This window comes from Halosimplex salinum (genome assembly GCF_003730195.1).
Lineage (GTDB): Archaea > Halobacteriota > Halobacteria > Halobacteriales > Haloarculaceae > Halosimplex > Halosimplex salinum.
On sequence record NZ_QWGG01000004.1, the window covers coordinates 38688 to 62374 of the forward strand.

Sequence of the window (23687 nt, forward strand, 5' to 3'; positions counted from 1 at the left end):
GACTGTCGCCGTCAGCCGTTCTTCCCGGGATACTCCAGTCGGTCCTGGTCGACGCGGTAAACCACGACGCCGTCCCACCGTTTCTCGACCGTGAGACCCGACATCGACTCGAACGCGGCGAGGTCGTCCTGCGTGTAGGCCTCCCGCTCGTTCGATCCGACGTAGACGTACTCCACCTCGTACACGTCGAGATAGTAGGCGCGCTCCTCGGGCGAACCCGTGTAGATAGTGTTCACGTCGTCGACCCGGGCGCGGTAGGATTCGTCGCCGCGGTAGCCGACCTCGTGAGCCCACCCGGCCAGCGTCGGGACGCCGGTGAGACTCGAGACGGGGTTCGTCCACTGGTACATGTCTCTCCCGGGTGCGGAGGCGATGTTGGGTTGTCCCTCCACGCGCTCGAACCAGCGGATCGCCGCGTACTCTTCGGGGTGGGAGTCGTTGACGAAGGTGAACCCGTCGAGCGTCGGATCGTCGGGATGGTCGTAGCGATTGATCGGCGAATCACCGGTCATGTGGTTCGTGACGGCGAAGGCACCGTACATCGCGGTGGCGACGACGAGGGCGACCGCGAGCACGCGGAACCCCGACGCCCAGCGGTCTCCCGAGAGCGCGAGCGCGGGCGAGTGGTTCTCGACGAGGTGTGCCAGGATGGCGCCGGCGGCGACCGCCCAGAGGATCCACACGTCCGCGTACGTCTTGAACACGGTGTTCATCCGTTCCGGGCCCGCCTGCTCCTGCACGTAGACGAACTCGACGAGCACGACGATCCCAGCCCCGGCGATCAGGAGGAGCGTCTCGAAGCCGACCACGCCGCGGAGACGTGACCCGTCGTCACTTCGGGTCTCGGCGGCAGAGGCACCGGTCGCCGTTCCACCGTCAGTGACCGTTCCGCCGTCCGTGACCGCTCCTTTCGCTGTCTCGGCCGCGCGGGAGGTAGCGCGGTGAACGACGTCGGCCTGCGTCCGCAGCAGGACCCACGCGACGACGACCATGGGGCCGAACAGGGCGAGTGCGACCGACGACGCACCGAGCAACGCGATGAGGACGCCGAGGGCGAGCATCACCAGCAGTTCGCCGAGGTGGTCGCTGTCGATCTGGGGGACCGCGTGACGCGCCAGGTGAATCACGAACAGGAGCGCGAACGCGCCGTGGGCGAACAGCAAGCCCCCGAGCGAACTCTTGTCCGGGAGGAATGCGATCGACCGGCCGCCGCCGTTGGCGGTTCCGAGCCAGAACGGGAGCGACCAGACGATCCCGAGCGCGACGACCGCCGCTGCGCCGGCGAGAGCGACGCCGTGGCGACCGAGTTCTCGCTGCCAGTCCTCGCGCCGGGGGACTCGCTCGGCGAGCGCTCTCGGGAGCAAGGAGACGGGGTCCGAGGGGGCGAGCGCGAGCGTCAGGAAGGTCAGTCCACCGACGACCGGGAACGACCACGTGTTGACGACCGCGAGGAGGCCCGCGAGCGGCGGCACCGTCCCCAGCACGAGCAGTCGCCGTCGAGTCCGCGCCGCCTCGGGCGTGCGGTAGTAACTAAAGAGGAGCGCGGCGGCGAGGAGGACGAACGGCGTACTCATCATGTGCGCGTGCATGTCCCCGTTCAGCCACGCGAACAGCGGGAACTCGTTTATCGTCCCGTCGATCACGCGACTAGCCGACCAGTATCGGAAGTCACCAGGGCCACCGGTCGCGACTCGCCCGAGTTCCTTGCCGAACAGGCCCGCAATGAACGACGCGACGCCGTCTGGGAGGAGCCAGGCGACGAAGTAGACCGGCGTCGAGACGTTGCTCGCGAAGCCGACGAAGAAGGCACCGAACGCGCCCGCACGGACGCGAGAGACGCCGCGGCTCGCGGCGACCGAGCCCGCCAGGCCGTAGGCGGCGGTGACGAGCATCCCGAAGAAGCCGGCGAGCGCGAGGTTGTAGGCGAATCGGGCCTCCGTCCCCGTGATCTTCGTCAGCAGCGCGGCGATCAGGTGCCCGCCGTAGTAGTACTTGACCGGGCGACCCGCGAACCACATGTCCTCGGGCGGGAGGGAGTCGGCGCGGAGAAGCGACTGCAGGAGGCCGAAGTCGAGGAACTTCTCGCCCATCAGGGGATGGACGCCGGCGTCGACGGCGCGGATGGCGATCATGAACAGGAACGCGAGCGTGAACACCGCTGCGGCCTCGCCGTAGCGTCGACGGTCGAACTCGACACCGCGGTAGGTGGCGCCGACGGCGGCGACGGCGAGCACCGCGAGGCCGACGAACAGTCCGGCCGTTAGCGAGGCGTGGCCGACGACGTACGCGACGATCCAGAGGACCGCGATCGCCACCGGGAGCGCGACGCCCGCCCCGCGGTCGGCGAGGCGCGGGAACAGTACTGCGGCCAGCGGCATCCCCACCGCCATGAAGGCCAGGTAGGCCACGAGCCACCAGACGACCAGACCGTACTCCATTACCAGAGAGGCCGTCTCCGGCCCCTATACCTCTTGTGGACCGACGGAGACCGAGCGCACGGTCCGCCCGCCGCCGCGGCCGCGACCGCTCCGCCGGCCCCCCGAGTTTCGCCGTTCCGAACCGTTTTTACTCGGCGGGGTGGTCACGTCTGTCAATGAGCGCGTCCGTCGGTATCGTGGTCCCCGCCTTCCGGCCCGACGTGGAGCGACTCTCCGCGTACGTCCGGTCGCTGGACGCCGAACTCGCGCCCGACTGCATCCGGATCGAACTCGACGACGCGGACGAGCGCGTCGCCACGGCGCTCGCGGACCTGCCCGCCGCTGTCAGCGTCTCGCCGTATCGGCGCGGCAAGGGCGCCGCGGTCACCGCCGGATTCGAGGCGCTGGAGACGGACGTCCTCGGCTTCGTCGACGCCGACGGGAGCACCGCGCCCGGGGAGTTCGCCGACGTGCTCGCCGCCATCACGGACGGCGGGGCAGACGTCTCCGTGGGCTCCCGGCGCCACCCGCACTCGGAGATCACCAGTCACCAGACGTTCGCGCGCCGGTTCCTCGGCGACGGCTTCGCCTGGCTCGCCCGTCGGATGCTGGACGCCGACCTCTACGACTACCAGTGTGGGGCGAAGGCGATCACCGCCGAGTCGTGGGAGGCCGTCCGCCAGCACCTCTACGAGCCCGGTTTCGCCTGGGACGTGGAGCTCGTCGCGATGGCGGGCGCGCTGGAACTCGACGTGCGAGAGGTCCCCATCACCTGGGAGGACCAGCCGGGCTCGACGGTCTCGCCGGTTCGGACTTCGATCAGGCTCGCGCGTGCGCTGGTGTCCTCGCGTCACCGTGCGAAACAGATCCGCAACAGTCGCGTCCACAACGCCATCGCGGCGACGCGCGACGACCCGACGGCACTGGTGGACAAGCATGACTGACGGCGAACCGTCCGTCCGAGCGAGATTGGGGTCGCTCGTCTCCGGCGTTCGGTTCGGCAAGTTCGTCTCCGTCGGCGTCGTCGGGGCGGTCTGTGACACCGCAGTCCTGGTGTTCCTCTCCGAGGTAGTCGGCGCACCCGCAGAGATCGCCTGGCTCGCGGGGGTTGAGACCGCGATTCTGGTGATGTTCCTCGTCAACGAGAACTGGACGTTCGCCGACCACAGCGACGGTGGGCGGGAGTCGTTCCTCTCGCGACTCAAGCGGTCGCACGTCGTCCGGGCCGGTGGCGTGACCACCCAGTTCGTGGTCTGGTGGATCATCTACCGACCACTGAACGTCGACCTCGTCTTCGGTGACGTGGCCGTGTTGGCCGCCGTCGCGGGGGTCGTCGGTCTGGAGTCGACGCTATCGGGTCTCGACCTGTGGCTGCTCGTCGCCAAGGGGAGCGGCGTCGCGGTCGGGATGGTCGTCAACTACGTCTTCGAGAGTTTGTTCACCTGGCAGGTCCACGAGGGGTAGTCGTGGAACTAACTCACGGACGGCGAACGAATCACAACCCTTAATTGACGGACCCCGGTATAAACTGATAGCGGGATGGGATAGCCAGGAGATTCCGGCGGGCTCATAACCCGCAGATCGGTAGTTCAAATCTACCTCCCGCTATTTTCGAAGAACCAACGCGAACGAGGAGCGAAGCGACGAGTGAGCCGGGTTCTTCGAAAATACTCTGAGGAGATTTGAACGAGACCAGTCTCGCGCAGCGAACGCAGTGAGCGAGCACGTCTGGGCGTTGTTCAAATCTACCTCCCGCTATGATTTTGCCGTGAACTACACAGCGAGCACCGCATCGCGGAACCGAAGACTCGACAACTGCACTATCGGCTCGCGAGCTTCACCGAACTAGTGCGAACGAGGAGTGAACCGAGTCGGGCGGGGGTCGTGAGTCGTAGCGTCCGTTCTCAAGCGAGCGAGCAGAGTCGGATGACGCCGTCGCTGGTCACGACGACCTCGTATCCGAGGTACTCGAAGGAGAGGGTCTTCACGGAGGACCCCTCGGCGTCGCACAGCTGGTTGAGCAGGTCCGGGTCGATACGCTCCCGGATCGGCGGTAGCGATTCGGGCTCGGTGCCGAGTTCGTCGGCGATACTCGTCACGACGGTCGTTCCGAACTCGTCGGTAGACGAGGGTCGAGCGTCGATGACGACGTCGGTCAGGCAGTCGTCGTTCGGTCTGTTCATGGGTGTGGTGGGTGGGTTCGCGTTACGCCGGCACGCGTGGGCCGCTCCGGGACGGCGTCGCCACTCGTCCTGGACAACGCTTTTGTCGTCGGAGGGAGAAGCACGACATGTCCTACCAAGCGTCCTTCTCCGCGCGTTCCAGTCTCTAGCAGTCGCTATACCACTGTCAGAGTTATTAGCTTTATTCTGTAAACATGACATCACACGTGATAGTAAACGGATAGTTGCGGCGCCGTCCCCCGGTTCGCCGAGATTGTAGGACACGTCTTCGATCTGTAATACGAACCCCTCCGGCGGGCGGCGTCGAACGCCCGAGACTCCGCCGAAACGGACCAGTCGCCGCCGACCAGGCCGATCGAGCACGGCGGTCGCTCCGGTTTCGGGATAGCGGTGACGAAGGCGATTCGCTCGCGCGCGGGAGACAGCAGCGCAGACAGATCGGATAGAGAACAGGAACGGCTGCGCGTGCGTCCGGTCGAGTACGGATATGCGGAGGGTTCTTACGGGAGGGCGAGCAGACACATCACGTATGCGTCATCCAAGTCTCGTCGCGCGAATGGCGGTCGTCGGGTCGATCCTGTTCGCGCTGTACGCCGCCGCCGCGATGGTGGCGTACGCCGCGTTCGGGCTCCCGTACCCGATCATCATCGCCCTCAGCGTCCTCTTCGTGGGCGTCCAGTACAAGATCGGCAAGTGGGCCGCGCTCCGTAGCGTCGGGGCCGAAGACCTGTCGGAAGACCGGTTCCCGGAGATACACCGGCAGGTCGAGGCGCTGTCCGACGAGATGGGGATCGAGAAGCCGCGACTGATGATCGCCCGGATGGGCGTGCCGAACGCCTTCGCCGTCGGGCGGAAAGGCGCCGGGACGGTCGTCGTCTCCGAGGAGTTGCTCCGGACGCTGAACGACGACGAGGTCGAGGGCGTGCTGGCACACGAGCTGGCACACATCGGCAATCGCGACGTGGTGATGATGGTGCTCGGCCAGGGAATCGCGTCTATCGTCGCCATCGTCGCCCAGTGGGTCGTCCTGCTGACGGGCGACAACGACATCGCCGACTTCTTCCTCGCACTCGTCGTCGGCCAGATCGTCCAGCTGTTCGTCATGCTGTTCGTGATGGCCATCTCGCGATATCGCGAGTACGTCGCAGACAGCGACGCAGCGGGGGCCATCGGCGGCGGCGAACCGCTCGCACGCGCGCTCGAAAAGATCAGCAGCGAGAACGAGCGCGCCCAGGAGTCAGCCATCGACCAGGAGGTCAGCGCGCTGTGTATCTTCGGCGATACGAGCGGCCTCGCGCGGCTGTTCGCCACGCACCCGCCGATCGAGAAGCGCATCGAGCGCCTGCGGAACTGAGTGAGTCGCCGTGATCGACTATCGTACCCTGCTCGCGGCGGTGCTCGGCATCGGTCTCGGCGCGGTCCTGCTCGCCGCACCGGAGTCTATCGTCCGCGCGCACACCGCGGGTCGGGTCCCCGGCGACCGCGGCGGAGAGTACGGCACCGAATCGGGCCTCGAGGACCGGACGCGGCGACTCGTCCAGGTCGTCGGCGTCGCGCTCGTGCTCGCCGGGCTCTACTTCGGCTGGACGGTCGCAGCGGCGCTGTGAGGCGAACGAAACCGCGGAGAAGGCGGGCTATCCGTCGCCCTGTTCGTCGACGATGACGACGTCGCCGTCCTCGACGACGACGTTGATGAGCGTCTTGGCCTCGTAGCCGGCGTCGGCGAGTTTGTTCTGCCCGTCGTCTTTCTTGATGACGCAGACGATGTCGACGATGTCGGCGCCGATCTCGTCGAGCGCGCCGGTGATCCCCGAGAGCGTGCCGCCGGTCGAGAGCACGTCGTCGAGCACGAGCACGCGGTCGCCCTCGTACACGTCGTTGACGTACATCTCGGACTCGGAGTAGCCGGTGACTTGCGAGAGCGCGACCTCGCCTTCGAGCCCGTACTGGCGCTTGCGGACGACGACGATGGGGATGTCGGTCATCAGCGAGACGGCGGTGGAGATGTGGATCCCCATCGCGGCGGGCGTGACGATCTTGTCGACGTTCTCCAGCTCCGCCTTGCGGATGATCTTGATGACGATCTCGCGGAGCAGTTCCGGCCGGAGCATCGGCACGCCGTCGCTGATCGGGTGGACGAAGTAGTGGTACCCCTCTTTCTCGACGATGGGGGCATCGAGCAGCGACTGCTTCAGACGATTCATGCCCGGGGAATGGAAACCAGGGGCCAAAAGCCTGACTAGCTTCGCCCGTCAGGCCGCCGCCAGCAGATCGGCGAGCCAGTCGACGGCAGGGAGCGCGTACGGGCCGTACTGGAAGTAGACGAGTGCGGAGAGGGCGATCAGGTTCGTCCCGAGCGCGGCCGTGATCCCGCTGAGGACGGCCGTCAGACCGTCGAACCGGTCGTCGAGCGCGCTCGCGGTCGCGGTGACCCCGAACACGACGGCGACTGCGAGCCCGGCGACGGCGTGTAACTGGACTGCGCCACCGCGACCGACCGTCCAGACGGCGACGACGACGAACAAGAGTTGCGCGCCGAGGAACACCCCCGCGAGGTAGCTCCACAGCGCCGCCCGTCCGCGGACTCCGAGCGTTCGGCGAACCCAGTCCTGCCGGACGAGCGCGTAGACGGCGAGGACGTACACCGGCAGGAGATACCGCACCGTCACCTGGGCGAACAGCGGCAGGCGTGGCATGTAGACGAGCACGAACAGGACGGCGACGAGCGCGACGAACGTATCGGTCGCGGCGGTCGGCGAGGAGCGGGCGGTTCGGACTGCACTGACGAACTGCTCTCGGAGCGGCGTTCGGGTGTCGCGGCGGACCGCGGCGGTCGCGCGGGTAGCCCCGGTGGCGAGTATCGCGACGACACCCGCGACGAGCGGGGCGGATTCGAGGACCGAGAGGTTGATCGCCTGGTCGTTGTCGTGACGGCCGATGTACTCGTCGTACCCCGCGCGGACGAACGTCTCGTAGAGCGATTCCGGGTCCGCGAAAACGGACCGAGCACCGGCGACGAACGGCTCGAAGAGCAGTGCCAGACGGTCGGCGACCGTCGCGAGGACACCGCCGAGCACGGGCGGGAGGACAGCCGTTCCTCCCGCTGTCCCGCCGGCGCCGTCGGTCCCGCCCGATCCACCGCCGAACGCGGAGCCGCCGGTCGCTTCGGCGGCCGGAGTCAGCATTCGGGGGGCTCGTAACGGGTCGCCGGAGATGGCCGCGTTGGTCAGGAGGAACGGGAGGAGCGACGCGAGGAAGGCGCCACCGACGACCGCGAGCGTGCGGCGGTCGTTCGACGGAGCCGTCGGGACGTCGACCGCGACGAGCGCGACGAAGACGACGAACGCCTCGCCCGCGTGAATCCAGGTCCACAGGCCGACGAGCGCGTAGGCCAGTCCGCGGAACCCGGCCGTCGTGAGCAGCGAGTCGGTTCCCCCGTCCCGGTCCGCACGGCTCCGGTAGAACGCGTAGACGACCCCGAGGAGGAGCGCGGTGACGGTGACGTGGCGCTTCGGAATCGCGGCCCAGAACCCGACGGGTGTCGCTGCGACCGCCGTCGCGCCGGCGGCGACGCCGACGCGTCTGTCGTGCAGACGCGTTCCGAGTCGGTACACGGTGGTCGCGACGAGCGCGGCCGCGAGCACCGTCCCGAGCTGGAGGGCCGCGACGGGGAGGAGTCGCGCGGCGACCGGTTCGGCGAGTGCGGCGTTGAGCGCGAACGCGCCGAGCGCGACGCCCGAACCGACGACCGCACACAGCGACGGTCGGCCGACGAGTCGCCCGACCTGCACGGCGAGCGAGAGGACGACGAGCGACCAGAGCGCCGCGAAGACGAGCCCGAGGTCGGCGACCGTCGTCACGCCACGGAGCGCCCAGAGCAACGGGAGGGCGGCCGCGACCTGCCCGTAGTTGCGACCGTAGTATCGCCCGTCGTGGACGACCATCCCCGGAGACTCGAGCGTGCCGTACACCGCTTCCTCGACGACCAGACTGCCGTCGGCGAGCGCGACCAGCGCGTTCGCGAGCGTGTAGCTGTCGCTGATGAAAAACCCGATCCGCCAGGTGAGCCCGATCGCCACGAGAGCGCCGAGAAAGACCGCGAGACCGAGTCGGTCTCCGACGACGACGCGACAGAGGAGCGTCCGAACGGCCCCGGCCCGGTGTCTCGCGGCGTCGAGGTCGATCCGCCACGCTCGCCCGGTGCTCATCGCACCACCTCGACGGTGACTGGTTCCTCGTAGAGGACGGTCTTTCCGCTGCTGTCGCGCAGGACGATCGATATCGTCCCCTCGTACGCGTCGGCGGTCACCGTATCGCTCCCGAGCGTGTCCGACTGGAGCGAGAGTTCGACCCAGCCGGAGGTCCCCTCGGAGAGGAAGTGCGTGGTCGACCGCGAGTAGCCGAAGGCCGGGATATCGACGCCGTAGGCGACGGTCGGTTTCCCGGAGAGCGACGCGAGTCGGATCTTCGCGTCGGGGACTGTGAGGTAGTACGACTCCGACTGGTAGCCGCGTTCGAGCGTCACGGAGTCCGGCGCGTCGATTCGGTCGACGGTGGCGTTGCCCTCCCCGAGGCCGCTCGTGTCGTATCGCGGGGTCGTCAGATCGACGAAGCCCACGGCCGGGCCGGAGACGAGGGTAACGGCGAGGATCACCGCCGCAGTGCCGTAGACGAGCACCCTGGCCCGATTCATTGACGAATCACCGCCCCCGACCGGGATAAAGCCGTTGGCCGCGGCTGGCGGATCGTCGAAACGGAAAACCGCAGAGAACCGAGGTTTCAGGCGTCGGGGCCGGCCTGCTCGTTGAGCGTCGAGGAGGTGTCGCCCTCCTGGGACTGGTAGACGACGCTGATCTCGTAGTCGGAGGCGACGTAAACACCGGCACGGTCACCGGAGACTAGCTTGCTGTCGTCACCGCTCGCGGTGCCGTTCCAGACGCCACTGTCGATGTGGTGAATCTGGCTACCACCTTCGTTGATGATGTAGTCCTCTAATATGTCAGAGGCTCCCGGCGGAGTGCAGAGGTTCCCATCAGAGGCTGAACAGTGTGTTCCACTCGCATTGAATCCGGTTCCACGAACGTACACTTCGTCTTCCGAAATGGATTCGCCGCCGTTGTGCGAGACTTTGACGACTCCCCAATTGTCCATTCCGCTACCGCTGTTTTCATCGATCTCTGTGTAGTCCATGCCGATCGTCGCTGTCGGTGCGCCCTGACTCGTCTGATTCCCCAGACCGAGGACGAACGAGGCGATGACGGCGGCCAGGATGACCGTGATGGCGACCATCAGGATCACGCCGATGACCGGCGACACCGCGTCGTCGTCGTCGAGTAGTTGTTTGAGTTGCATCGTTGTGTGTGCCACATCCCGGTCCTGTCGGAGAGTCGACCGCGCCCGAGAGCCGGGAATGCTATCAGCACAACTCACAGTATCGATACTTAACCCCGACCACCGTTCACTGGCGAGAACGCGGTCAAACCAGTCTTGAGAGAGTTATCTCCGAATATCAGGACGGAAAATTGGAGTCAGTGGCGGGTTGAGACGGGGGGCGAGAGTGGAACTGTCGGACAGAGGACAGTCGAAGTCAGTTCGCAGTGTCCGGGCGGCGTGGCCTCAGCGGTCGAACTCGTCCGGGACGTACTCGTCGTCGCCGAGTTGCATGTCCGCGCCGCAGTACGTGTGGTAGGCGGCCGAGACGGTGAACGCGGCGGCGATGACGGTCGCCCACTCCAGCGGGGTGAGGATCGTGAGCGGGAAGAGGCCGGTCCAGAGTCCAGCGACGACCGCGCAGCTGATCGACCCGAGCGAGAGGTAGAACTCCCGCCACGGGAACTCCGAGCCGGGAACGATCTCGAGGTAGACGGTCATCTCCTCCGTGTACGGGGTGCGCGCGACGAGGTTCTCGTCGCAGTCGTACTCCACGATGCCTGCCTCCTCCATCCGACCGAGGTGGGTCTGCTGGAGCGTCGTGTAGACGCGTTTCTTCTGCTCGTTCGTGACCTCCTCTACCGGCGTCTGGTACTCCCAGGCGGCGACCTGCGTGGCGAGGTCGCTCAACGCGACCGGTTCCTCGTATCGCTTGAGATACTCGAGGACGTATCGACGCCGCTGGTTCTGCAGGACGTCGAATATCTCGCCCTTGGACAGTTCGCCGTCCCCCCGTGCCGGAAGCCGTCTCGTCTCGTTACTCATGATGTCTGACTCCGTCTCGCGACCAACGACTCGGCCGCCCTGTTCGCGTGATGATGTGTGTTAGACTGGGCATCCGCTAAGACTGTTTCGGAGCAGTTGTCACGTTCCGATGTGTCGTATGCGGTTCGTGACGACTAACTGAACAGAATCGCTGGACAAGTCAATGACTATCACGTTCGATAGTAGTGTCCGCACCCTCAGTATCAAAGATGAATCGATTCCGTTCAGCGACCGGGTGTCGGCCTGTGCGCGAACCCGGAGCGTCGGTGCCGAATGGTCACCCGCTCAGGCCGTCGGGCCAGTCCACTCTTTCAGGGTGGAGGAGCTCTCGCCGGTCGCGTCCTGCCAAACGAGGCTCGCTTCGGCGTCGGAGTCGACGTTGTTGACGGTCGCTTGCATACCGGCCTGGATTTCGGAGGTTGCGCCGGCCGGGTTGTTGTACGTGTCCCACGTCTGCCCGAAGCTGGCGTCGGTCCCACCGCTCACGGTCCCGTCGGAGCCACGAACGTAGAGATTCTGCGCCTGGATCGTCTCGCCGCCGTTGTGCGTGATCTTCAGATCTGCTTCTTCCCCTGCAGCACCGTTCCACTCGAAGCTGAAGGACGCCTGCGGAGACGTGTTGCTGACCTGGTCGCCGAGTCCGAGGACGAACGTCGCGATGACTGCCGCCAGAATGACGGTGATAGCGACCATCAGGATGACCCCGATGACCGGCGACACCGCGTCGTCGTCCGTGAACAGTTGATTGAGTTGCATTGTTTGTCGTCACGCCCGATGCGCGGGGCCGGGCCCCTTTCTCGCCGCCGGACCGCGTCTGCGGTCCGACCCGACGGCGGTCGGTGCGTGTCACCCGTCACTCTCCCAGCGCGCTACATAAGGGTCACTACCGTATTATCAAAATCGTAAATTCAAGGCCCGGCTGAATCGTATCAAAATTGATTTTCAGACGTATCGGCGGGCTTGAACGGAGCGTTACGAGCCGGCGAGACAGCCCTCGGTGCGACGGAGAGCCGCCGTTCGGGCGTGGCAGTCGAGTCCGGTGACCGGTTCGAGGACGAACCGTCCGCTTCGACGGACTTCAGTTGACGGACCGCTCGTAGAGACGGGGCCTGAGTGACGGATCGGGCGACGAGATGGGTTCCCGTGACCGAAGTTGGGAAGCATTAAGTCGCGTCTGACTACAAAGACGGGTGTGCAACCGAGTTCGTCCGCGCTGCTGGCGCTGTTGGCACTGCCGTTCCTCGGTGCGGCGTTCGCCCCCCTGGTCTACCGTGTCCTCGGAGAGCGAACCGCCTACTTCGCCGCGGCCGTCGCCGCCGCGTCACTGGCGCTCGTCGCCAGCCTGTTCGGCACCCAGGGGACCGTCGCGGTCCCGTGGATCCCCACCTACGGCGTCTCGCTCGCGTTCTACGTCGACGGACTGGCGCTCCTGATCGGGACGCTCGCCAGCGGCGTCGGCGTCCTCGTCTTCACCTACTCCGGCGGCTACATGCACGGCGAGCCCGGCCAGGTGAAGTACTACGCGACGCTCCTCGCGTTCATGGGGTCGATGCTCGGCGTCGCGTTCGCCGCCGACCTGATCGCGCTGTTCGTCTTCTGGGAACTGACCAGCGTCTCCTCGTTCCTCCTGATCGGTCACTACCAGGACGCCGACGCCTCGCAGTACGCCGCCCGCAAGTCGATGCTCATCACGGTCGCCGGCGGCCTGTTCATGCTCGTCGGCTTCCTCCTGCTCCACGTCGTCGCCACCGGCGTCCCCGCCGTCGACTCCGCGTTCCGCCTCGCCGGCGAAGGGTCGATCCTCGCTAACGCCGACACGATGGTCGGCGCGCTGCGCGCGCAGGGACTGTTCGTCCCCGTCCTCCTGCTCGTCGGCGTCGGCGCCGCGACCAAGTCCGCACAGGTCCCCTTCCACATCTGGCTCCCCAACGCGATGGAGGCGCCCACGCCCGTCTCCGCATTCCTCCACTCCGCGACGATGGTCAAGGCCGGCGTCTACCTCGTCGGCCGCTTCCGACCGTTGCTCCTGACCGACGAGTGGACGCTCGTGTTCGGGATCCTGGGGCTCGCGACGATGACGATAACCGCCATCCTGGCCGTCGCCGCCAGCGACATCAAGGAATTGCTGGCCTACTCGACGGCCTCGCACCTCGGCCTGATCGTCGCCGGCTACGGCATGTCCGGCTACCTCGGCGCCGAGACCGGTGCCTTCCACATCCTCAACCACGCGCTGTTCAAGGCCGCGCTCTTCCTCGTGGCCGGCATCGTCGCTCACGAAGCGGGGACTCGAGCCATCGACGAACTCGGTGGCCTCGCGAGCGACCTCCCGCTGACGGCCGCCGTCACCACCGTCGCCGCACTCGGGATGGCGGGCGTCCCACCGTTCAACGGGTTCTACTCGAAGGAGTTCCTCTTCCACGCCGTCTACTACACCGCAGAGCACGCGGTCGCCGACGGAGGCTCGGTCCTCTGGTGGCTCCTGCCCGCCGTCGCCGTCTTCGGGAGCATCTTCACGTTCCTCTACTCCATCAGGTTCCTGATGCTGTTCTTCGGCGACAAGCCCGACGCGCTCGGCGAGGTCCACGCCCCGCCGCTGGCGATGACGGTCCCCGCGGTTGTGCTCGGTGGACTCGCGCTGGTCGTCGGCCTCGGCGGCGTCGCGGGCACGTTCGGCGTGCACTTCACGCCGCTCGAACGGTTCGTCGGGACGGTCATGGAGAGTTCGCTCGCCCACGCGGGCGAGGGCGAGCACAGCTTCTCCTACTACCTCCCGACCGAGGTCTCGCCGTGGCTGATCATGAGCGCCGTCACCATCGGCGTCGGCGCGGTCGCCTACCCGTTCTTCGACGGCATCCGCGACGGCGTCCGCGCGGTCCGAGACGTCGACTACCTCCGCCCGAACTGGTACTACGACGGGACCGTGGCCGGACTCGACCGCTCGTCGGCCATCGACGTGATCCAGACCGGGAACCTTCGCACGTACGCGCTCGCGCTGTCGCTCGCGCTCGCGGCACTGACGCTCGGCGCCTATGCCGCCGCGGGCGTCGCGGTCCCCGGACTCGCCTTCGCGGGACTCGGGCCCGCGCTCGTGGTCGTGCTCGCGGTCGCCGTCGTCGGTGCGGTCGCCGTCGCCGCCGCGCCGTCGCACATCGCCGGCGTCCTCACCCTCTCGATCGTCGGGTTCATGGTCGCCATCTTCTACATCCTCGGGAGCGCGCCCGACCTGGCGCTCACCCAGCTGGTCATCGAGACGCTCGTGCTCGTCATCTTCCTGCTGGTGCTGGACAAGCTCCCCGCGTTCTACGGGACTGCGAACCGGCTCCGGGCGGCCCGCGACGCCGTCGTCGCGGGCGCGGTCGGCCTCACCGTGACGGTGACGGTACTGCTCTCGACGGCCGCGGGGCCAGACGACGTGATCGCTCAGTACTTCGTCGAGAACGGGGGTGTTCCGGCAGAGCACGGGCCGATATTCGCCGACGCGGGGGGCGGGGGCAACATCGTCAACGTCATCCTCGTCGACTTCCGTGCGTTCGACACGCTCGGCGAGATATCCGTGGTCGCGATGGCCGCGCTGTCGGTCATCACGCTGATCGCCATGCGAGAACGAGGTGAGATCCAGTGAGTCTCGACAGACAACCGACGGTTATCGCACGCACCGTGACGCGACTAGTCGTCCCGCTCATCCTGGTGACGGCTCTCGCGTTGCTCTTCCAGGGGCACAACCTGCCCGGCGGGGGGTTCATCGCCGGCGTCCTGACGGTGACGGCCTTCGCGCTCGTCTACGTCATCTTCGGCCTCGACTACCTGGAAGCCGAACTGCTCGATCGAAACCCCGGGACGCGCTACGAGACCGAGTCCGGCATCATCCGCGAGTACGGCACCGTGTTCGCGGTCGGCCTCGCCGTCGCGGTCGGGAGCGGGATCGCCGCGATCGCACTGGGGTACCCGTTCCTCACGCAGGCGGTCGCGTTCGTCGAGCCGCTCCCGATCTATCACGAACTGGAGGTCGCCTCTGCGCTCGTCTTCGACCTCGGGGTGTACGCCGTGGTCGTCGGGGCGCTCCTGACGATCCTCGCGGAGGTGGGCTCGGAATGACCCAGGTCATCCTCGCGACGGTCCTCGGGCTCCTGTTCGCGCTCGGCACCTACCTGATCCTCCGCCGAGACGTCGTCCGGGTCGTCTGGGGCGTCTCGATCATCGGTCAGGCCGCGAACGTCTACCTCGTCACGATGGGCGGGCTCACCGGCCAGTCGCCGATCCTCGGCCACGGCGGCGAGCACCCGGTCGCCTGCTCGGTCCCCGACGCTGGCGCCAACTGCGTGACCGACCCGCTGGTCCAGGCCCTGGTGCTGACGGCCATCGTCATCGGCTTCGGGACGACCGCGTTCGCCCTGGTCCTGACCTACCGGCTCTACCAGGAACACAACACCCTCGACCTGACGGAGGTGACCGTCGAATGAGCGCTGACCTCGCCGTGTCGACGACGCACGTCGTCGTCGCGCCGATGCTCGCCGCGCTCGTCACCGCGGTCCTGACGCTCGGGACGCGCCGGTACGACCGCCTCCAGCGCGTCCTCAGTCTGCTCGGTATCGGCGCCTACGGCGTCGGCGTCATCGTCCTGACGACCCGGGTCCTCTCCGGCGGGACGCTCACCTACCAGCTGTCGGCCTGGCCCGCACCGTTCGGCATCACGCTCGTCGCCGACGCGCTCGCCGTGTTCATGCTCGCGCTCGCCGCGCTCACGACGGTCGCGATCCTGATCTTCTCGGTCGCGTACGTCGACGAGGAGGGCCAGCGGGTCTCCTACCACCCGCTCTTTCACTTCATGCTGCTGGGCGTCTCCGGCTCCTTCCTCACCGGAGACATCTTCAACCTCTTCGTCTGGTTCGAGGTGATGCTCATGCCCAGTTACGTGTTCGTCGTCTTCTACAGCGGCCCGCGCCAGACCGCCGCGGCGCTCCAGTACACGGTGCTCAATCTCGTCGGGAGCGCACTCATGCTGGTCGCCATCGGCGGCATCTACGCGACGACCGGGACGCTCAACATGGCCGACATCACCCGCCGTCTCGCCGACCCCGCGGCGTTCGGCATCGACCCCGCGCCGGTACTCGGCCTCTCGGCCATCCTCCTGCTCGTCTTCGCGCTGAAGGCCGGTATCGTCCCGTTCCAGTTCTGGGTGCCGCCGGCCTACCGCGCCGCGCCGGCTCCGATCTCCGCGTTCCTCGCCGGCGTCACCAAGAAGGTCGGCGTCTACGCCATCGTCCGCCTCTACTTCACGGTGTTCGCCGCCGGGGTCGTCGACGGCGGTCTCGGCCTCCCCGGCCTCTCGGGCGAGTCGTTCCTCGCCTTCTTCGGCCCCGTCCTCTTCCTCATGGCGCTCGCGAGCATGCTCGTCGGCGGCGTCGGCGCCGTGAGCCGCGACAACCTCGACGACGTGTTCGCCTACTCCAGCATCGGCCAGGTCGGCTTCATCGTCCTGCCCCTGGCGGTCGTCGCCACGATCGGCGACCACTCGTTCGGGGCGGCGGCGACCGACCTGCAGGTGCTCGGCGTGATCGCGGCGCTGGTCTACTCGCTCAACCACGCCGTCGCGAAGTCGCTCCTGTTCATGGTCAGCGGCACGGTGTTCGACGCCGCCGACACCATCGAACTCGACCGGCTCGGCGGACTGACGACGCGCTACCCGGTGCTCTCGGGGTCGTTCTTCGTCGGCTCGCTCGCGCTAGTCGGGATCCCGCCGCTGTCGGGATTCTTCGGCAAGTTACTCGTCTTCGACACGGGCGGTCAGGCGCTCGCGGCCGGCGCACCGGGCGCCGGCCTGGCGCTGGCGGGTGCACTCGTCGGCGCGATATTCACCATCGCGTACCTCTCGCGAGCGTGGACGAAGGGGTTCTGGGGCGACGTCACGCCCGCCGTCGAACGCGGCGAGCAGTCGACGGTCCTCGTCGGCGTCGTCGCCGCGCTCGCGCTGGTGGTCGTCGCGATCGGCGTCGGCTTCGACCCGGTGTACTCCTTCGCGGAGGCCGCGGCCGAGGCCGCCCTCGACAGCGAGGGGTACGTCGACGCCGTGGACCCGGAGGTGGTCGCCCATGAGTGAGCGACCGGAGCCGTCTTCGGGCTCCGCGCTGGAGGTGGACTCATGAGACGCTGGATCGGCGTCGGTGTCGGCCTCGCCGTCGCCTGGTTGTTCGTCCGCGGCGTCACGCCGGCGGATGTCGTCGGCGAGGCGATCATCGGCCTCGCCATCGGGTTCCCCGTCGCCTACGCGTTCCGCAGGTTCTACCTGCCGGAACTGGCGCTGATGGACCGGCTGCGCGGACTCCCGTACGTGGCCGCCTACTTCACGCGTTTCGTGTGGGAGCTCCTCACGGCGAACGTCGACGTGGCCTACCGGGTGCTCGCGCCGTCGATGCCGATCAACCCGGACGTCATCGAACTCCCGCTGCGCGTCGAGACGGACCTGGCCATCACGACCATCGCCAACAGCATTACGCTCACGCCGGGGACGCTGGCGATGGACTACGACGCCGATCGCAACACACTGTACGTCCACGCCATCGACGGCCGGGACCACGAGTCCGTCGTCGACCCCATCCGGAGCTGGGAGGACTACGCCCTCCGGATATTCGACGAGGACCGCAACCCCGGTGACCCCATCCCCGACCCGGACCGTGTCGCGGCGTCGCCGGGGACGGACGACCCGTCCATCGACGGCGAAACGGGCTCCGGAGACGCGACGGTCGACGCCGCCGAACAGCCGGCGGACGCGGGAGGTGGGACCGATGGCGAGTGAGGTCCCCGCGTTCCTGGAGACGGCCGTTCTCGGCGGCCTCGTGCTCGCTTCCGTCGTGACCCTCCTCGCCGGCTACCGGGTCATCCGCGGGCCGACCGTCCCCGACCGCGTGGTCGGACTGGAGACCATCGGCACGAACGTCGTCGCCATCGCCGCCCTGTTCGCGCTCCAGACCGGCGAGGGCCTGTTCGTCACGGTGAGCCTCGTCCTCGCCATCATCGGGTTCATCAGCACCATCGCCGTCGCGCGCTTCATCACCGAGGGTGACATCATCGAATGATCTCGACAGTCCAGGCCGTCGTCGTGACCGCGCTCGTCGTCGTCGGGAGTTTCTTCCTCCTCGTGGGGACCGTCGGACTCCTGCGACTCCCGAACGTCTACAACCGGATGCACGCCACGAGCAAGGCGGCCACGCTCGGTGCCTCTTCGATGTTGCTCGCGACCACCGTCTACTACGGCCCGGTCGGTGACGGCCTCACCTCGCTGGTCGGCATCGTCTTCCTCTTCTTCACCGCGCCCACCGGCGCCCACGTCATCTCGCGGGCCGCCCAGAAGATGGGCGTCCCGTTCCGCGAAGGCGCGGACTGGCCGGGGACCGTCCCGATGCACGACGAGGACGCCCGGCGCGACGACGACTGAGGACTCGACCGTCGCTCGCTCGTCGGTCGTCAACCGGTCACACACCGCCGGGTCGCTTTTCACCGCGACCCTCGATCCACGGGTATGACTCACTGGACCGATGTCGCCTACCGGGAGCGATCGGAGGTCTTTCGCCCCCACCTCGAAGCCCGGGTCGAGGACGCGGCCGACGAGACGGACGACCTGCTCGCGCTCCTGGCCGACCACAGCGTCGAACCGGAGACGGCTCTCGACGTGGCCTGCGGCATCGGCCGCCACGCCGTCGAACTCGGCGACCGCGGCGTCGCGGTCCGCGGGATCGACATCTCCGAGTCCTATCTCGACCGGGCCCGCGAGCGCGCCGCCGACCGCGGGGTGGCCGACTCGGTCGCGTTCGAGCGCGGCGACATGCGCGACCTCGGCGAGCGCGAGGGCGCGTACGACCTCGTCGCCAACCTCTGGACATCCTTCGGCTACTACGACGAGGAGACGAACCGGGCGGTGCTGGCGGGAATGCGCGAGCGGACGGCGGACGACGGCGCGCTCGTGCTCGAACTCGTCGACCGCGAGGGGGTGCTGGCCGACTTCCGGCCGGCGGGCGTCCCCGAAGACGACGACCGATACGTCGTCGAGTCGGTCGACTACGACCCCGAGACCGCGCGGATGGAGACCACGCGGCGCGTGTTCGCCGCGACCGACGAGGGGTACGACTACGAGGGAGAGATGGTGTACGACCTGCGCCTGTACGCCCCGGCCGAACTGGCGCGGGCCTGCCGCGTGGCGGGCTTCGACGAGGTGTCGCTGTACGCCGGCCTCGACGGGGCGGCGGTCGAGCGAGAGACGACCCGACTGGTCGTGGTCGCCGAGCCCTGACACGTCGGATCCGTTCCCCCGTCGCGACCGTCCGGTCTCCCGGGCGACCCGATCTCGATGGCTCAAAGAGTTGTTTGACACCACGGAAGACACTCAAGACAGTCGACAGTAGCGACGAGTATGTCGCTGTTAGTGAAGCTGTGGGCGCGCCGCCGCGAGCGCCCGGCGCTGGTCGTTCTCGCGGCCCTTCTCGTCGGGACCCTGCTGGTCTACCCCGCGGTCGACTGGTGGCTCCGCGCGAGCGTCGAGTCCGCGTCGGAGTTCCGCTTCGGCGACTTCGGCGCGTACACGCCGCCGTCGACCGCTGGCAGGCGGGCGAGTCGCTCTACCGGCGGACCGACGAGGGCGGCTTCTGGGGGACGTACCTCTACCCGCCCGTCGTCGTCCTCCTCTTCTGGCCGTTCACCGCGCCGCTCTCGTTCCGGCCGGCCGCGATGGCGTGGGTGCTCGCGACCGCCGTCTTCCTCTGGCTCGGCCTCCAGGCGCTGGTCGCGGCGCTCGGCTACGACCTCCGGCGGTCCGAGCGCCTCGGTCTCGCCGTCCTCCTCGCGGGCTTTCACCCCGTCGTCCTGACGGCGAAACTCGGCCAGACAGCGCTGTTCATGGGCGGACTCCTCTCGGTCGCCGCGGCCGCGCTGATTCGGGACGGGACGGGCCGAGCGGATCGCGACCGGGGGGCGACCACCGGGTCCCGATGGGCCTACGTCAGCGGTGCCGCCACCGCCGTCGTCGGGGTCGTCAAGTTCGCCTACGCGCCCGTCGGCGCCCACCTCCTCCACGACCGCCGCCGCAAAGTTGGAGCGCTGCTGGTCGTTCCGCCCCTCGTCTGGCTCTCGATCCGGTTTTTCGGCGTCGCCGCTCATCTGACATACGTCGACGTGCTCCGCTGGGGCGTCGAACAGGGGTCGGACGGCGCGCGGTCGCCGACGCTGTGGCTGGCGCCGTACTTCAAGCCGCTCGCGTGGCTTCCCGCCGCGCAGGCCGTCCGGTTGGTCGTCTGTCTCGGCGTCGTCGCGTGCTCGTTGCTGGCCCCGCCGCGGGCGCGCCGGACCGTCTTCGCGCTCGGCGTCGCCGCCGTCCCGCTGTTCACGCCACAGACGTACACCTACTACTTCGTCGCGCTCCTGCCGGTCGCGGTGATCCTCCTCGCCGTCGAACTGGAGCGCGATGGTCGCCCGGAGCTGGTCCTCCTCGGTGTGCTCTGTCTCCACCTCCACGCGTACGGGCTGAAGTTCCTCGTCCACACGGTGCCGAGCGCGTTCCCGGCGTTCGAGACGCTCCGGCCCGCGTACCTGCTCCTCCAGCCCGGGCTCTGGGGGAACGCCCTCCTCTTCGGACTCGCCGCTCTCAGGACGGTCCAGTCGATCGACGTCTCGTCGGTGCTCCCGGCCGAGACAGACAGCTTCGATCGCCCGACCGACGGCGACTAGGAGAGGTCCGCGGCGAGTTCGTCGGCGATCCGGGCGCCGAGCCCCGACTTCTCGCCCTCGTACTCGCTGACGTCGTCGTCGCGGACGAGGAGCGCGCGCGTGCGGTCGGCGGCCATCACGCTCGCGTCGTTACCGACGACGAATGCCATCCCCGCGCGGCCGAGCAACTGGCGGGCGGCAGCGACGATGCCCTCGTCGTCGCCGCCGGTCTCGGCCTTGAACCCGACGATGGGCAGGTCCGGCCGGGCCTCGCGGACCTCGTCGACGAGTTTCGGCGTCGGTTCGAGTTCGAGCGTGAGGCGCTCCTTCCCCGAGCGGATCTTCGAGTCGCGGCGCTCGATAGTGTAGTCGGAGATGGCGGCCGCCGAGACGAGCGCGTCGGCGTCCGCGACCGCGTCGAGGGTCGCGGCCAGCATCTCCGCGGCCGACTCGACCGGGTGGACGCTCGCGTACGGCAGGTCCGGCCCGTCGTGGACCACAGTCACGTCCGCCCCGCGGACGTAGGAGGCGCGAGCGACGGCCAGTCCGGTTTTCCCCGAGGCGCGATTCGAGAGGGTGCGGATCGGGTCGATCGATTCGGTCGTCGCGCCGCTGGTGACGACGACCCGTTCGTCGGCGAGCGGGTCGGGCGTCGCCGCGCGGGCCGTCGCCAGTGCGATGGCGTCCTCTGTCGCGATCTTCGCCTTCCCCTCCTCGACGCGGGGGTCGACGAAGTCGACGCCCCACGACTCGACGCGCTCGATGGCGTCGAGGACGCCCGGGTGGTCGTACATCGGTTCGTGCATCGCCGGCGCGACGACGACGGGGACGCCCGCGCCCAGCGCCGTCGTCGCGCAGGTCGTGACAGGCGTGTCGTCCACGGCCGCGGCGATCTTCCCGACGGTGTTGGCGGTCGACGGCGCGACGAGCAGCACGTCCGCCCACCCTTCGCGCCCGCAGAGTTCGACGTGTTCGACCGACCCCGTGATCTCGGTGACGACCGGGTTGTCGGTGGCGAACTCCAGCGCCCAGGGGTGGACGATCCCCTCGGCCGCCCCCGTAGTGACGGCCCTGACGCTCGCGCCCCGGCGGCGCAGTTCGTGAGCGAGTTCGACCGTCTTCACCGCGGCGATCGAACCGGTGACCCCGAGCGCGACGTTGACGCCGTCCAGCATCGCTCACACGTTGGCCCCCGCGGGACTTATAAGGGGCGGCTCGCGGTCGGCCGCGCCCGACGACGCGACCGCTGGCGGGCGGTACGAGACGAGAGAACGGGGACCGAGGGGGGAGAGTGGGTGCCCGATCCGATGGGGGATGCCTCTGACACCCATCGGATACTCGTCCCGAGCGGGCTATTCAGTGTTCCGTTTGCCCGCGGGTGGCGCACCACCGCGTCCGACCGCAGCGGCGCTCGCGCTCGAAAATAGACGAGAGACGGTCTACAGCGCCCGTTCACGGTCCGCAAATCGAAGAGAGAGGCGAGATCAGAGACTGCGTCCCGCCGTTACGCGTCCGTCTCGGCGTTCGGCGCGTTGCGCTTGACGCTCTCGATGCCGTCGCGAGCGCCGCTCCGGGAGTCGTACCCCTCGCCGCTGTCCATCAGGATGTTGCCGTTCCGGTGGCGGAGCCGCCAGCGGTGGTCGCCGCCCGCGTCCTCGTAGATCTCGAAGGCGGCGCGCCCGATGTCGAGCGCGTCCGCTTCGGGCGCGTACTCGCGGACGCGTTCGACGGCCTCGTCGGCCTCGTCGCGAGCGCTGTAGCCCTCGCCGCCGTCGGCGACGATCTGTCCGTTTCCGCCGCGTGCGCGCCAGCGCCACTCGCCCGCGTTGTCCTCGTACACCTCGAACGCCAGGTCGTCGACCCCCTCTCGGATCCGGTCGACCGCCCTGTTGGCGTCGTTCCGACGGGAGTACCCCTCGCCGCCGTCGGCGAGGACGTTCCCGTTCCGGTGGACGAGTCGCCAGCGCCACTCGTCGGCCGCGTCGCGGTACACCTCGAAGCCGGCCGGGTCGAACCAGAGGTAGTCGGCGGGTCCGACGTACTCGCGGACGCGGTCGATCGCTCGCCGTGCGTTGCTCCGCGAGGCGTACCCCTCGCCGCCGTCGCCGAGGATGTTCCCGTTGTCGTGGCGGAGGTTCCAGCGGAACTCGCCCGCGCTGTCCTCGCTCAGTTCGAACGTGGCCTGACTCTCCCGTTCCTCGACGGGTTCGAACGCGTCTTCCTCGTCGGGGAGCGCTTCCTCGCGCTCGAACAGGAGCGTCGTCGCCCCGAGCGCGTTCCGTCGGACGCTCTGCATCCCCTTCTGGGCGTTGTGTTTGCGCGTGTACCCCTGTCCGCTGTCCGCGACGACGTTCCCGTTGCGGTGTCGGAGCCGCCATCGCCACTCGTTCGCGCCGTCCTCGTAGAGTTCGAACCGCGCCAGGCTCGTCCGGATCGAGTCGAGCGTCGCCTGCAGGTCCGCGCTGGCGGTCGCATCGCTCTCGCTCTCGCGTCGCGCCTGTTCGAGTTCGCCTTCGAGTCGGTCGCGCTCCTCGCGGACCGCGGCCAGTTCGGATTCGAGTTGCGCCGCGCGGCCCTCGCTCGCTTCGAGGTCCTCGCGCGTCACGCCCACGAGCAGCGGGCCGACGATGCCGCCGAGCGTGATGATCGCCAGTCCGACGCCGTACAGCACGATCACGGGCTGGTAGCCGGTCTCGACGCTCCACTCCGCGGGGAACACCAGGACGAACCACGCGGCCGCGACGAAACAGACCGCCTGACCGACGTACGCCGCCCAGTTCGCCCACGACTGGAGGGGGAGCCGCATCACCGGCCCCGCGACGAGCATCGCGAGCCCGACCGCCGCCACGAAGATGCTCCCCTCGCGGAGCGTGAGCCCGGAGGTCCCAACCGCCGACTCGCTCGGCAGGAACAGCAGGATACCGAGCGTCCCCAGTACCAGCCCCGTCAGAAACACCCAGTACCCGCGCACCTCGTCGTGCGTCGTCGGTTCGCCGACCCTGTTCCGATAGATCCCGTACAGCATCCCGTCGCCTGTCTCTGTCGCCATGTTTCCTGACCAAAAACACACGGACGACACTTAAATTATTTCACGATATCTATGAGTTTACGTGCGTTACAGGTTCGGGGATCGGCGCGTACAGACACCGTGTTCGGTCAAAACGATATCCGGTCTCCGAGAGCGGCGAGGCGGAAGCGG

The 23687-nt window shown here is 68.0% G+C and carries 23 protein-coding genes and 1 tRNA gene; 14 read left to right on the forward strand and 10 right to left on the reverse strand.

Features of this window, described 5'->3' with window-relative positions:
- Positions 1 to 11 precede the first annotated feature (11 nt).
- Positions 12 to 2438, reverse strand: coding sequence for a DUF2298 domain-containing protein (locus D1409_RS11445; protein WP_123537127.1), 2427 nt, complete (start codon positions 2436 to 2438; stop codon positions 12 to 14).
- A 155-nt stretch (positions 2439 to 2593) separates the two neighbouring features.
- On the opposite strand from D1409_RS11445, the gene D1409_RS11450 reads away from it, so the two are divergent.
- From D1409_RS11450 to D1409_RS11460, 3 genes are all read left to right on the forward strand, one after another.
- Positions 2594 to 3361, forward strand: a complete 768-nt coding sequence (locus D1409_RS11450) for a glycosyltransferase (RefSeq protein ID WP_123537128.1) — start codon at positions 2594 to 2596, stop codon at positions 3359 to 3361.
- Positions 3354 to 3881 (forward strand): GtrA family protein, encoded by a 528-nt coding sequence (locus tag D1409_RS11455; RefSeq protein ID WP_123537129.1) that lies wholly within the window; start codon positions 3354 to 3356, stop codon positions 3879 to 3881. Before D1409_RS11450 ends, D1409_RS11455 begins: the two co-directional genes overlap by 8 nt.
- Positions 3882 to 3950: 69 nt before the next feature.
- Positions 3951 to 4025, forward strand: a tRNA-Met gene (locus tag D1409_RS11460).
- 296 nt (positions 4026 to 4321) lie between these two features.
- Here D1409_RS11460 and D1409_RS11465 read toward each other — a convergent pair.
- Positions 4322 to 4600, reverse strand: coding sequence for a HalOD1 output domain-containing protein (locus tag D1409_RS11465; RefSeq protein WP_123537130.1), 279 nt, complete (start codon positions 4598 to 4600; stop codon positions 4322 to 4324).
- Between the two features lie 529 nt (positions 4601 to 5129).
- Between D1409_RS11465 and D1409_RS11470 the strand changes: the two genes are divergently transcribed.
- Both D1409_RS11470 and D1409_RS11475 read left to right on the forward strand, forming a co-directional pair.
- Positions 5130 to 5954 (forward strand): M48 family metallopeptidase, encoded by an 825-nt coding sequence (locus tag D1409_RS11470; protein ID WP_123537131.1) that lies wholly within the window; start codon positions 5130 to 5132, stop codon positions 5952 to 5954.
- Between the two features lie 10 nt (positions 5955 to 5964).
- Complete coding sequence (locus tag D1409_RS11475; RefSeq protein WP_235853547.1) at positions 5965 to 6207, forward strand: hypothetical protein; 243 nt, start codon at positions 5965 to 5967, stop codon at positions 6205 to 6207.
- Positions 6208 to 6234: 27 nt separating this feature from the next.
- Here the strand turns inward: D1409_RS11475 and hpt are convergent, their stop codons facing one another.
- From hpt to D1409_RS11505, 6 genes are all read right to left on the reverse strand, one after another.
- Positions 6235 to 6804, reverse strand: a complete 570-nt coding sequence (gene hpt / locus D1409_RS11480; protein WP_123537132.1) for a hypoxanthine/guanine phosphoribosyltransferase — start codon at positions 6802 to 6804, stop codon at positions 6235 to 6237.
- A gap of 48 nt (positions 6805 to 6852) precedes the next feature.
- Positions 6853 to 8808: a hypothetical protein gene (locus D1409_RS11485; protein ID WP_123537133.1), complete on the reverse strand. Its 1956-nt coding sequence runs from the start codon at positions 8806 to 8808 to the stop codon at positions 6853 to 6855.
- Positions 8805 to 9293, reverse strand: a complete 489-nt coding sequence (locus tag D1409_RS11490) for a hypothetical protein (RefSeq protein ID WP_123537134.1) — start codon at positions 9291 to 9293, stop codon at positions 8805 to 8807. The genes D1409_RS11485 and D1409_RS11490 overlap by 4 nt, the downstream gene beginning before the upstream one ends.
- Positions 9294 to 9379: 86 nt before the next feature.
- A complete protein-coding gene (locus D1409_RS11495; protein ID WP_123537135.1) occupies positions 9380 to 9952 on the reverse strand; it encodes a type IV pilin in 573 nt (190 codons plus the stop codon).
- Positions 9953 to 10216: 264 nt separating this feature from the next.
- Complete coding sequence (locus D1409_RS11500; RefSeq protein ID WP_123537136.1) at positions 10217 to 10795, reverse strand: DUF7344 domain-containing protein; 579 nt, start codon at positions 10793 to 10795, stop codon at positions 10217 to 10219.
- Positions 10796 to 11080: 285 nt separating this feature from the next.
- The gene (locus tag D1409_RS11505) at positions 11081 to 11551 is read right to left on the reverse strand and encodes a type IV pilin (RefSeq protein ID WP_123537137.1); all 471 of its coding nucleotides are present in this window, start codon (positions 11549 to 11551) and stop codon (positions 11081 to 11083) included.
- A gap of 436 nt (positions 11552 to 11987) precedes the next feature.
- Between D1409_RS11505 and mbhE the strand changes: the two genes are divergently transcribed.
- The 9 genes from mbhE (at position 11988) to D1409_RS11550 (ending at position 20509) form a co-directional block, all read left to right on the forward strand.
- Entirely contained in the window at positions 11988 to 14417 is a 2430-nt protein-coding gene (gene mbhE, locus D1409_RS11510; protein ID WP_123537138.1) for a hydrogen gas-evolving membrane-bound hydrogenase subunit E, read from the forward strand.
- Positions 14414 to 14890, forward strand: coding sequence for an MnhB domain-containing protein (locus D1409_RS11515; RefSeq protein ID WP_123537139.1), 477 nt, complete (start codon positions 14414 to 14416; stop codon positions 14888 to 14890). Before mbhE ends, D1409_RS11515 begins: the two co-directional genes overlap by 4 nt.
- The gene (locus D1409_RS11520) at positions 14887 to 15255 is read left to right on the forward strand and encodes a sodium:proton antiporter (RefSeq protein ID WP_123537140.1); all 369 of its coding nucleotides are present in this window, start codon (positions 14887 to 14889) and stop codon (positions 15253 to 15255) included. The genes D1409_RS11515 and D1409_RS11520 overlap by 4 nt, the downstream gene beginning before the upstream one ends.
- The gene (locus D1409_RS11525) at positions 15252 to 16892 is read left to right on the forward strand and encodes a complex I subunit 5 family protein (RefSeq protein WP_123537141.1); all 1641 of its coding nucleotides are present in this window, start codon (positions 15252 to 15254) and stop codon (positions 16890 to 16892) included. Before D1409_RS11520 ends, D1409_RS11525 begins: the two co-directional genes overlap by 4 nt.
- A 42-nt stretch (positions 16893 to 16934) precedes the next feature.
- Positions 16935 to 17588 (forward strand): Na+/H+ antiporter subunit E, encoded by a 654-nt coding sequence (locus D1409_RS11530; RefSeq protein ID WP_123537142.1) that lies wholly within the window; start codon positions 16935 to 16937, stop codon positions 17586 to 17588.
- Positions 17578 to 17868 carry a monovalent cation/H+ antiporter complex subunit F gene (locus tag D1409_RS11535; protein ID WP_123537143.1) on the forward strand — a complete coding sequence of 97 codons (291 nt, stop codon included), beginning with the start codon at positions 17578 to 17580 and terminating at the stop codon, positions 17866 to 17868. Before D1409_RS11530 ends, D1409_RS11535 begins: the two co-directional genes overlap by 11 nt.
- A complete protein-coding gene (gene mnhG / locus D1409_RS11540) occupies positions 17865 to 18227 on the forward strand; it encodes a monovalent cation/H(+) antiporter subunit G (RefSeq protein ID WP_123537144.1) in 363 nt (120 codons plus the stop codon). Before D1409_RS11535 ends, mnhG begins: the two co-directional genes overlap by 4 nt.
- A gap of 84 nt (positions 18228 to 18311) precedes the next feature.
- Positions 18312 to 19079 (forward strand): SAM-dependent methyltransferase, encoded by a 768-nt coding sequence (locus tag D1409_RS11545; protein ID WP_123537145.1) that lies wholly within the window; start codon positions 18312 to 18314, stop codon positions 19077 to 19079.
- Between the two features lie 227 nt (positions 19080 to 19306).
- Positions 19307 to 20509 carry a glycosyltransferase family 87 protein gene (locus tag D1409_RS11550; protein WP_164471654.1) on the forward strand — a complete coding sequence of 401 codons (1203 nt, stop codon included), beginning with the start codon at positions 19307 to 19309 and terminating at the stop codon, positions 20507 to 20509.
- Here the strand turns inward: D1409_RS11550 and coaBC are convergent.
- The gene (gene coaBC, locus D1409_RS11555) at positions 20506 to 21663 is read right to left on the reverse strand and encodes a bifunctional phosphopantothenoylcysteine decarboxylase/phosphopantothenate--cysteine ligase CoaBC (protein ID WP_123537147.1); all 1158 of its coding nucleotides are present in this window, start codon (positions 21661 to 21663) and stop codon (positions 20506 to 20508) included. The genes D1409_RS11550 and coaBC overlap by 4 nt on opposite strands.
- Before the next feature lie 329 nt (positions 21664 to 21992).
- Positions 21993 to 23537, reverse strand: a complete 1545-nt coding sequence (locus tag D1409_RS11560) for a DUF1508 domain-containing protein (protein ID WP_123537148.1) — start codon at positions 23535 to 23537, stop codon at positions 21993 to 21995.
- Between the last annotated feature and the right edge of the window lie 150 nt (positions 23538 to 23687).

Bases quoted from the DNA above. Each gene is read 5' to 3' on its own strand.
- D1409_RS11445 (WP_123537127.1), bottom strand. From the start codon at position 2,438: ATGGAGTACGGTCTGGTCGTCTGGTGGCTCGTGGCCTACCTGGCCTTC.
- D1409_RS11450 (WP_123537128.1), top strand. From the start codon at position 2,594: ATGAGCGCGTCCGTCGGTATCGTGGTCCCCGCCTTCCGGCCCGACGTG.
- D1409_RS11455 (WP_123537129.1), top strand. From the start codon at position 3,354: ATGACTGACGGCGAACCGTCCGTCCGAGCGAGATTGGGGTCGCTCGTC.
- D1409_RS11465 (WP_123537130.1), bottom strand. From the start codon at position 4,600: ATGAACAGACCGAACGACGACTGCCTGACCGACGTCGTCATCGACGCT.
- D1409_RS11470 (WP_123537131.1), top strand. From the start codon at position 5,130: ATGCGTCATCCAAGTCTCGTCGCGCGAATGGCGGTCGTCGGGTCGATC.
- hpt (WP_123537132.1), bottom strand. From the start codon at position 6,804: ATGAATCGTCTGAAGCAGTCGCTGCTCGATGCCCCCATCGTCGAGAAA.
- D1409_RS11485 (WP_123537133.1), bottom strand. From the start codon at position 8,808: ATGAGCACCGGGCGAGCGTGGCGGATCGACCTCGACGCCGCGAGACAC.
- D1409_RS11490 (WP_123537134.1), bottom strand. From the start codon at position 9,293: ATGAATCGGGCCAGGGTGCTCGTCTACGGCACTGCGGCGGTGATCCTC.
- D1409_RS11495 (WP_123537135.1), bottom strand. From the start codon at position 9,952: ATGCAACTCAAACAACTACTCGACGACGACGACGCGGTGTCGCCGGTC.
- D1409_RS11500 (WP_123537136.1), bottom strand. From the start codon at position 10,795: ATGAGTAACGAGACGAGACGGCTTCCGGCACGGGGGGACGGCGAACTG.
- D1409_RS11505 (WP_123537137.1), bottom strand. From the start codon at position 11,551: ATGCAACTCAATCAACTGTTCACGGACGACGACGCGGTGTCGCCGGTC.
- D1409_RS11520 (WP_123537140.1), top strand. From the start codon at position 14,887: ATGACCCAGGTCATCCTCGCGACGGTCCTCGGGCTCCTGTTCGCGCTC.
- D1409_RS11525 (WP_123537141.1), top strand. From the start codon at position 15,252: ATGAGCGCTGACCTCGCCGTGTCGACGACGCACGTCGTCGTCGCGCCG.
- D1409_RS11530 (WP_123537142.1), top strand. From the start codon at position 16,935: ATGAGACGCTGGATCGGCGTCGGTGTCGGCCTCGCCGTCGCCTGGTTG.
- D1409_RS11535 (WP_123537143.1), top strand. From the start codon at position 17,578: ATGGCGAGTGAGGTCCCCGCGTTCCTGGAGACGGCCGTTCTCGGCGGC.
- mnhG (WP_123537144.1), top strand. From the start codon at position 17,865: ATGATCTCGACAGTCCAGGCCGTCGTCGTGACCGCGCTCGTCGTCGTC.
- D1409_RS11545 (WP_123537145.1), top strand. From the start codon at position 18,312: ATGACTCACTGGACCGATGTCGCCTACCGGGAGCGATCGGAGGTCTTT.
- coaBC (WP_123537147.1), bottom strand. From the start codon at position 21,663: ATGCTGGACGGCGTCAACGTCGCGCTCGGGGTCACCGGTTCGATCGCC.
- D1409_RS11560 (WP_123537148.1), bottom strand. From the start codon at position 23,537: ATGGCGACAGAGACAGGCGACGGGATGCTGTACGGGATCTATCGGAAC.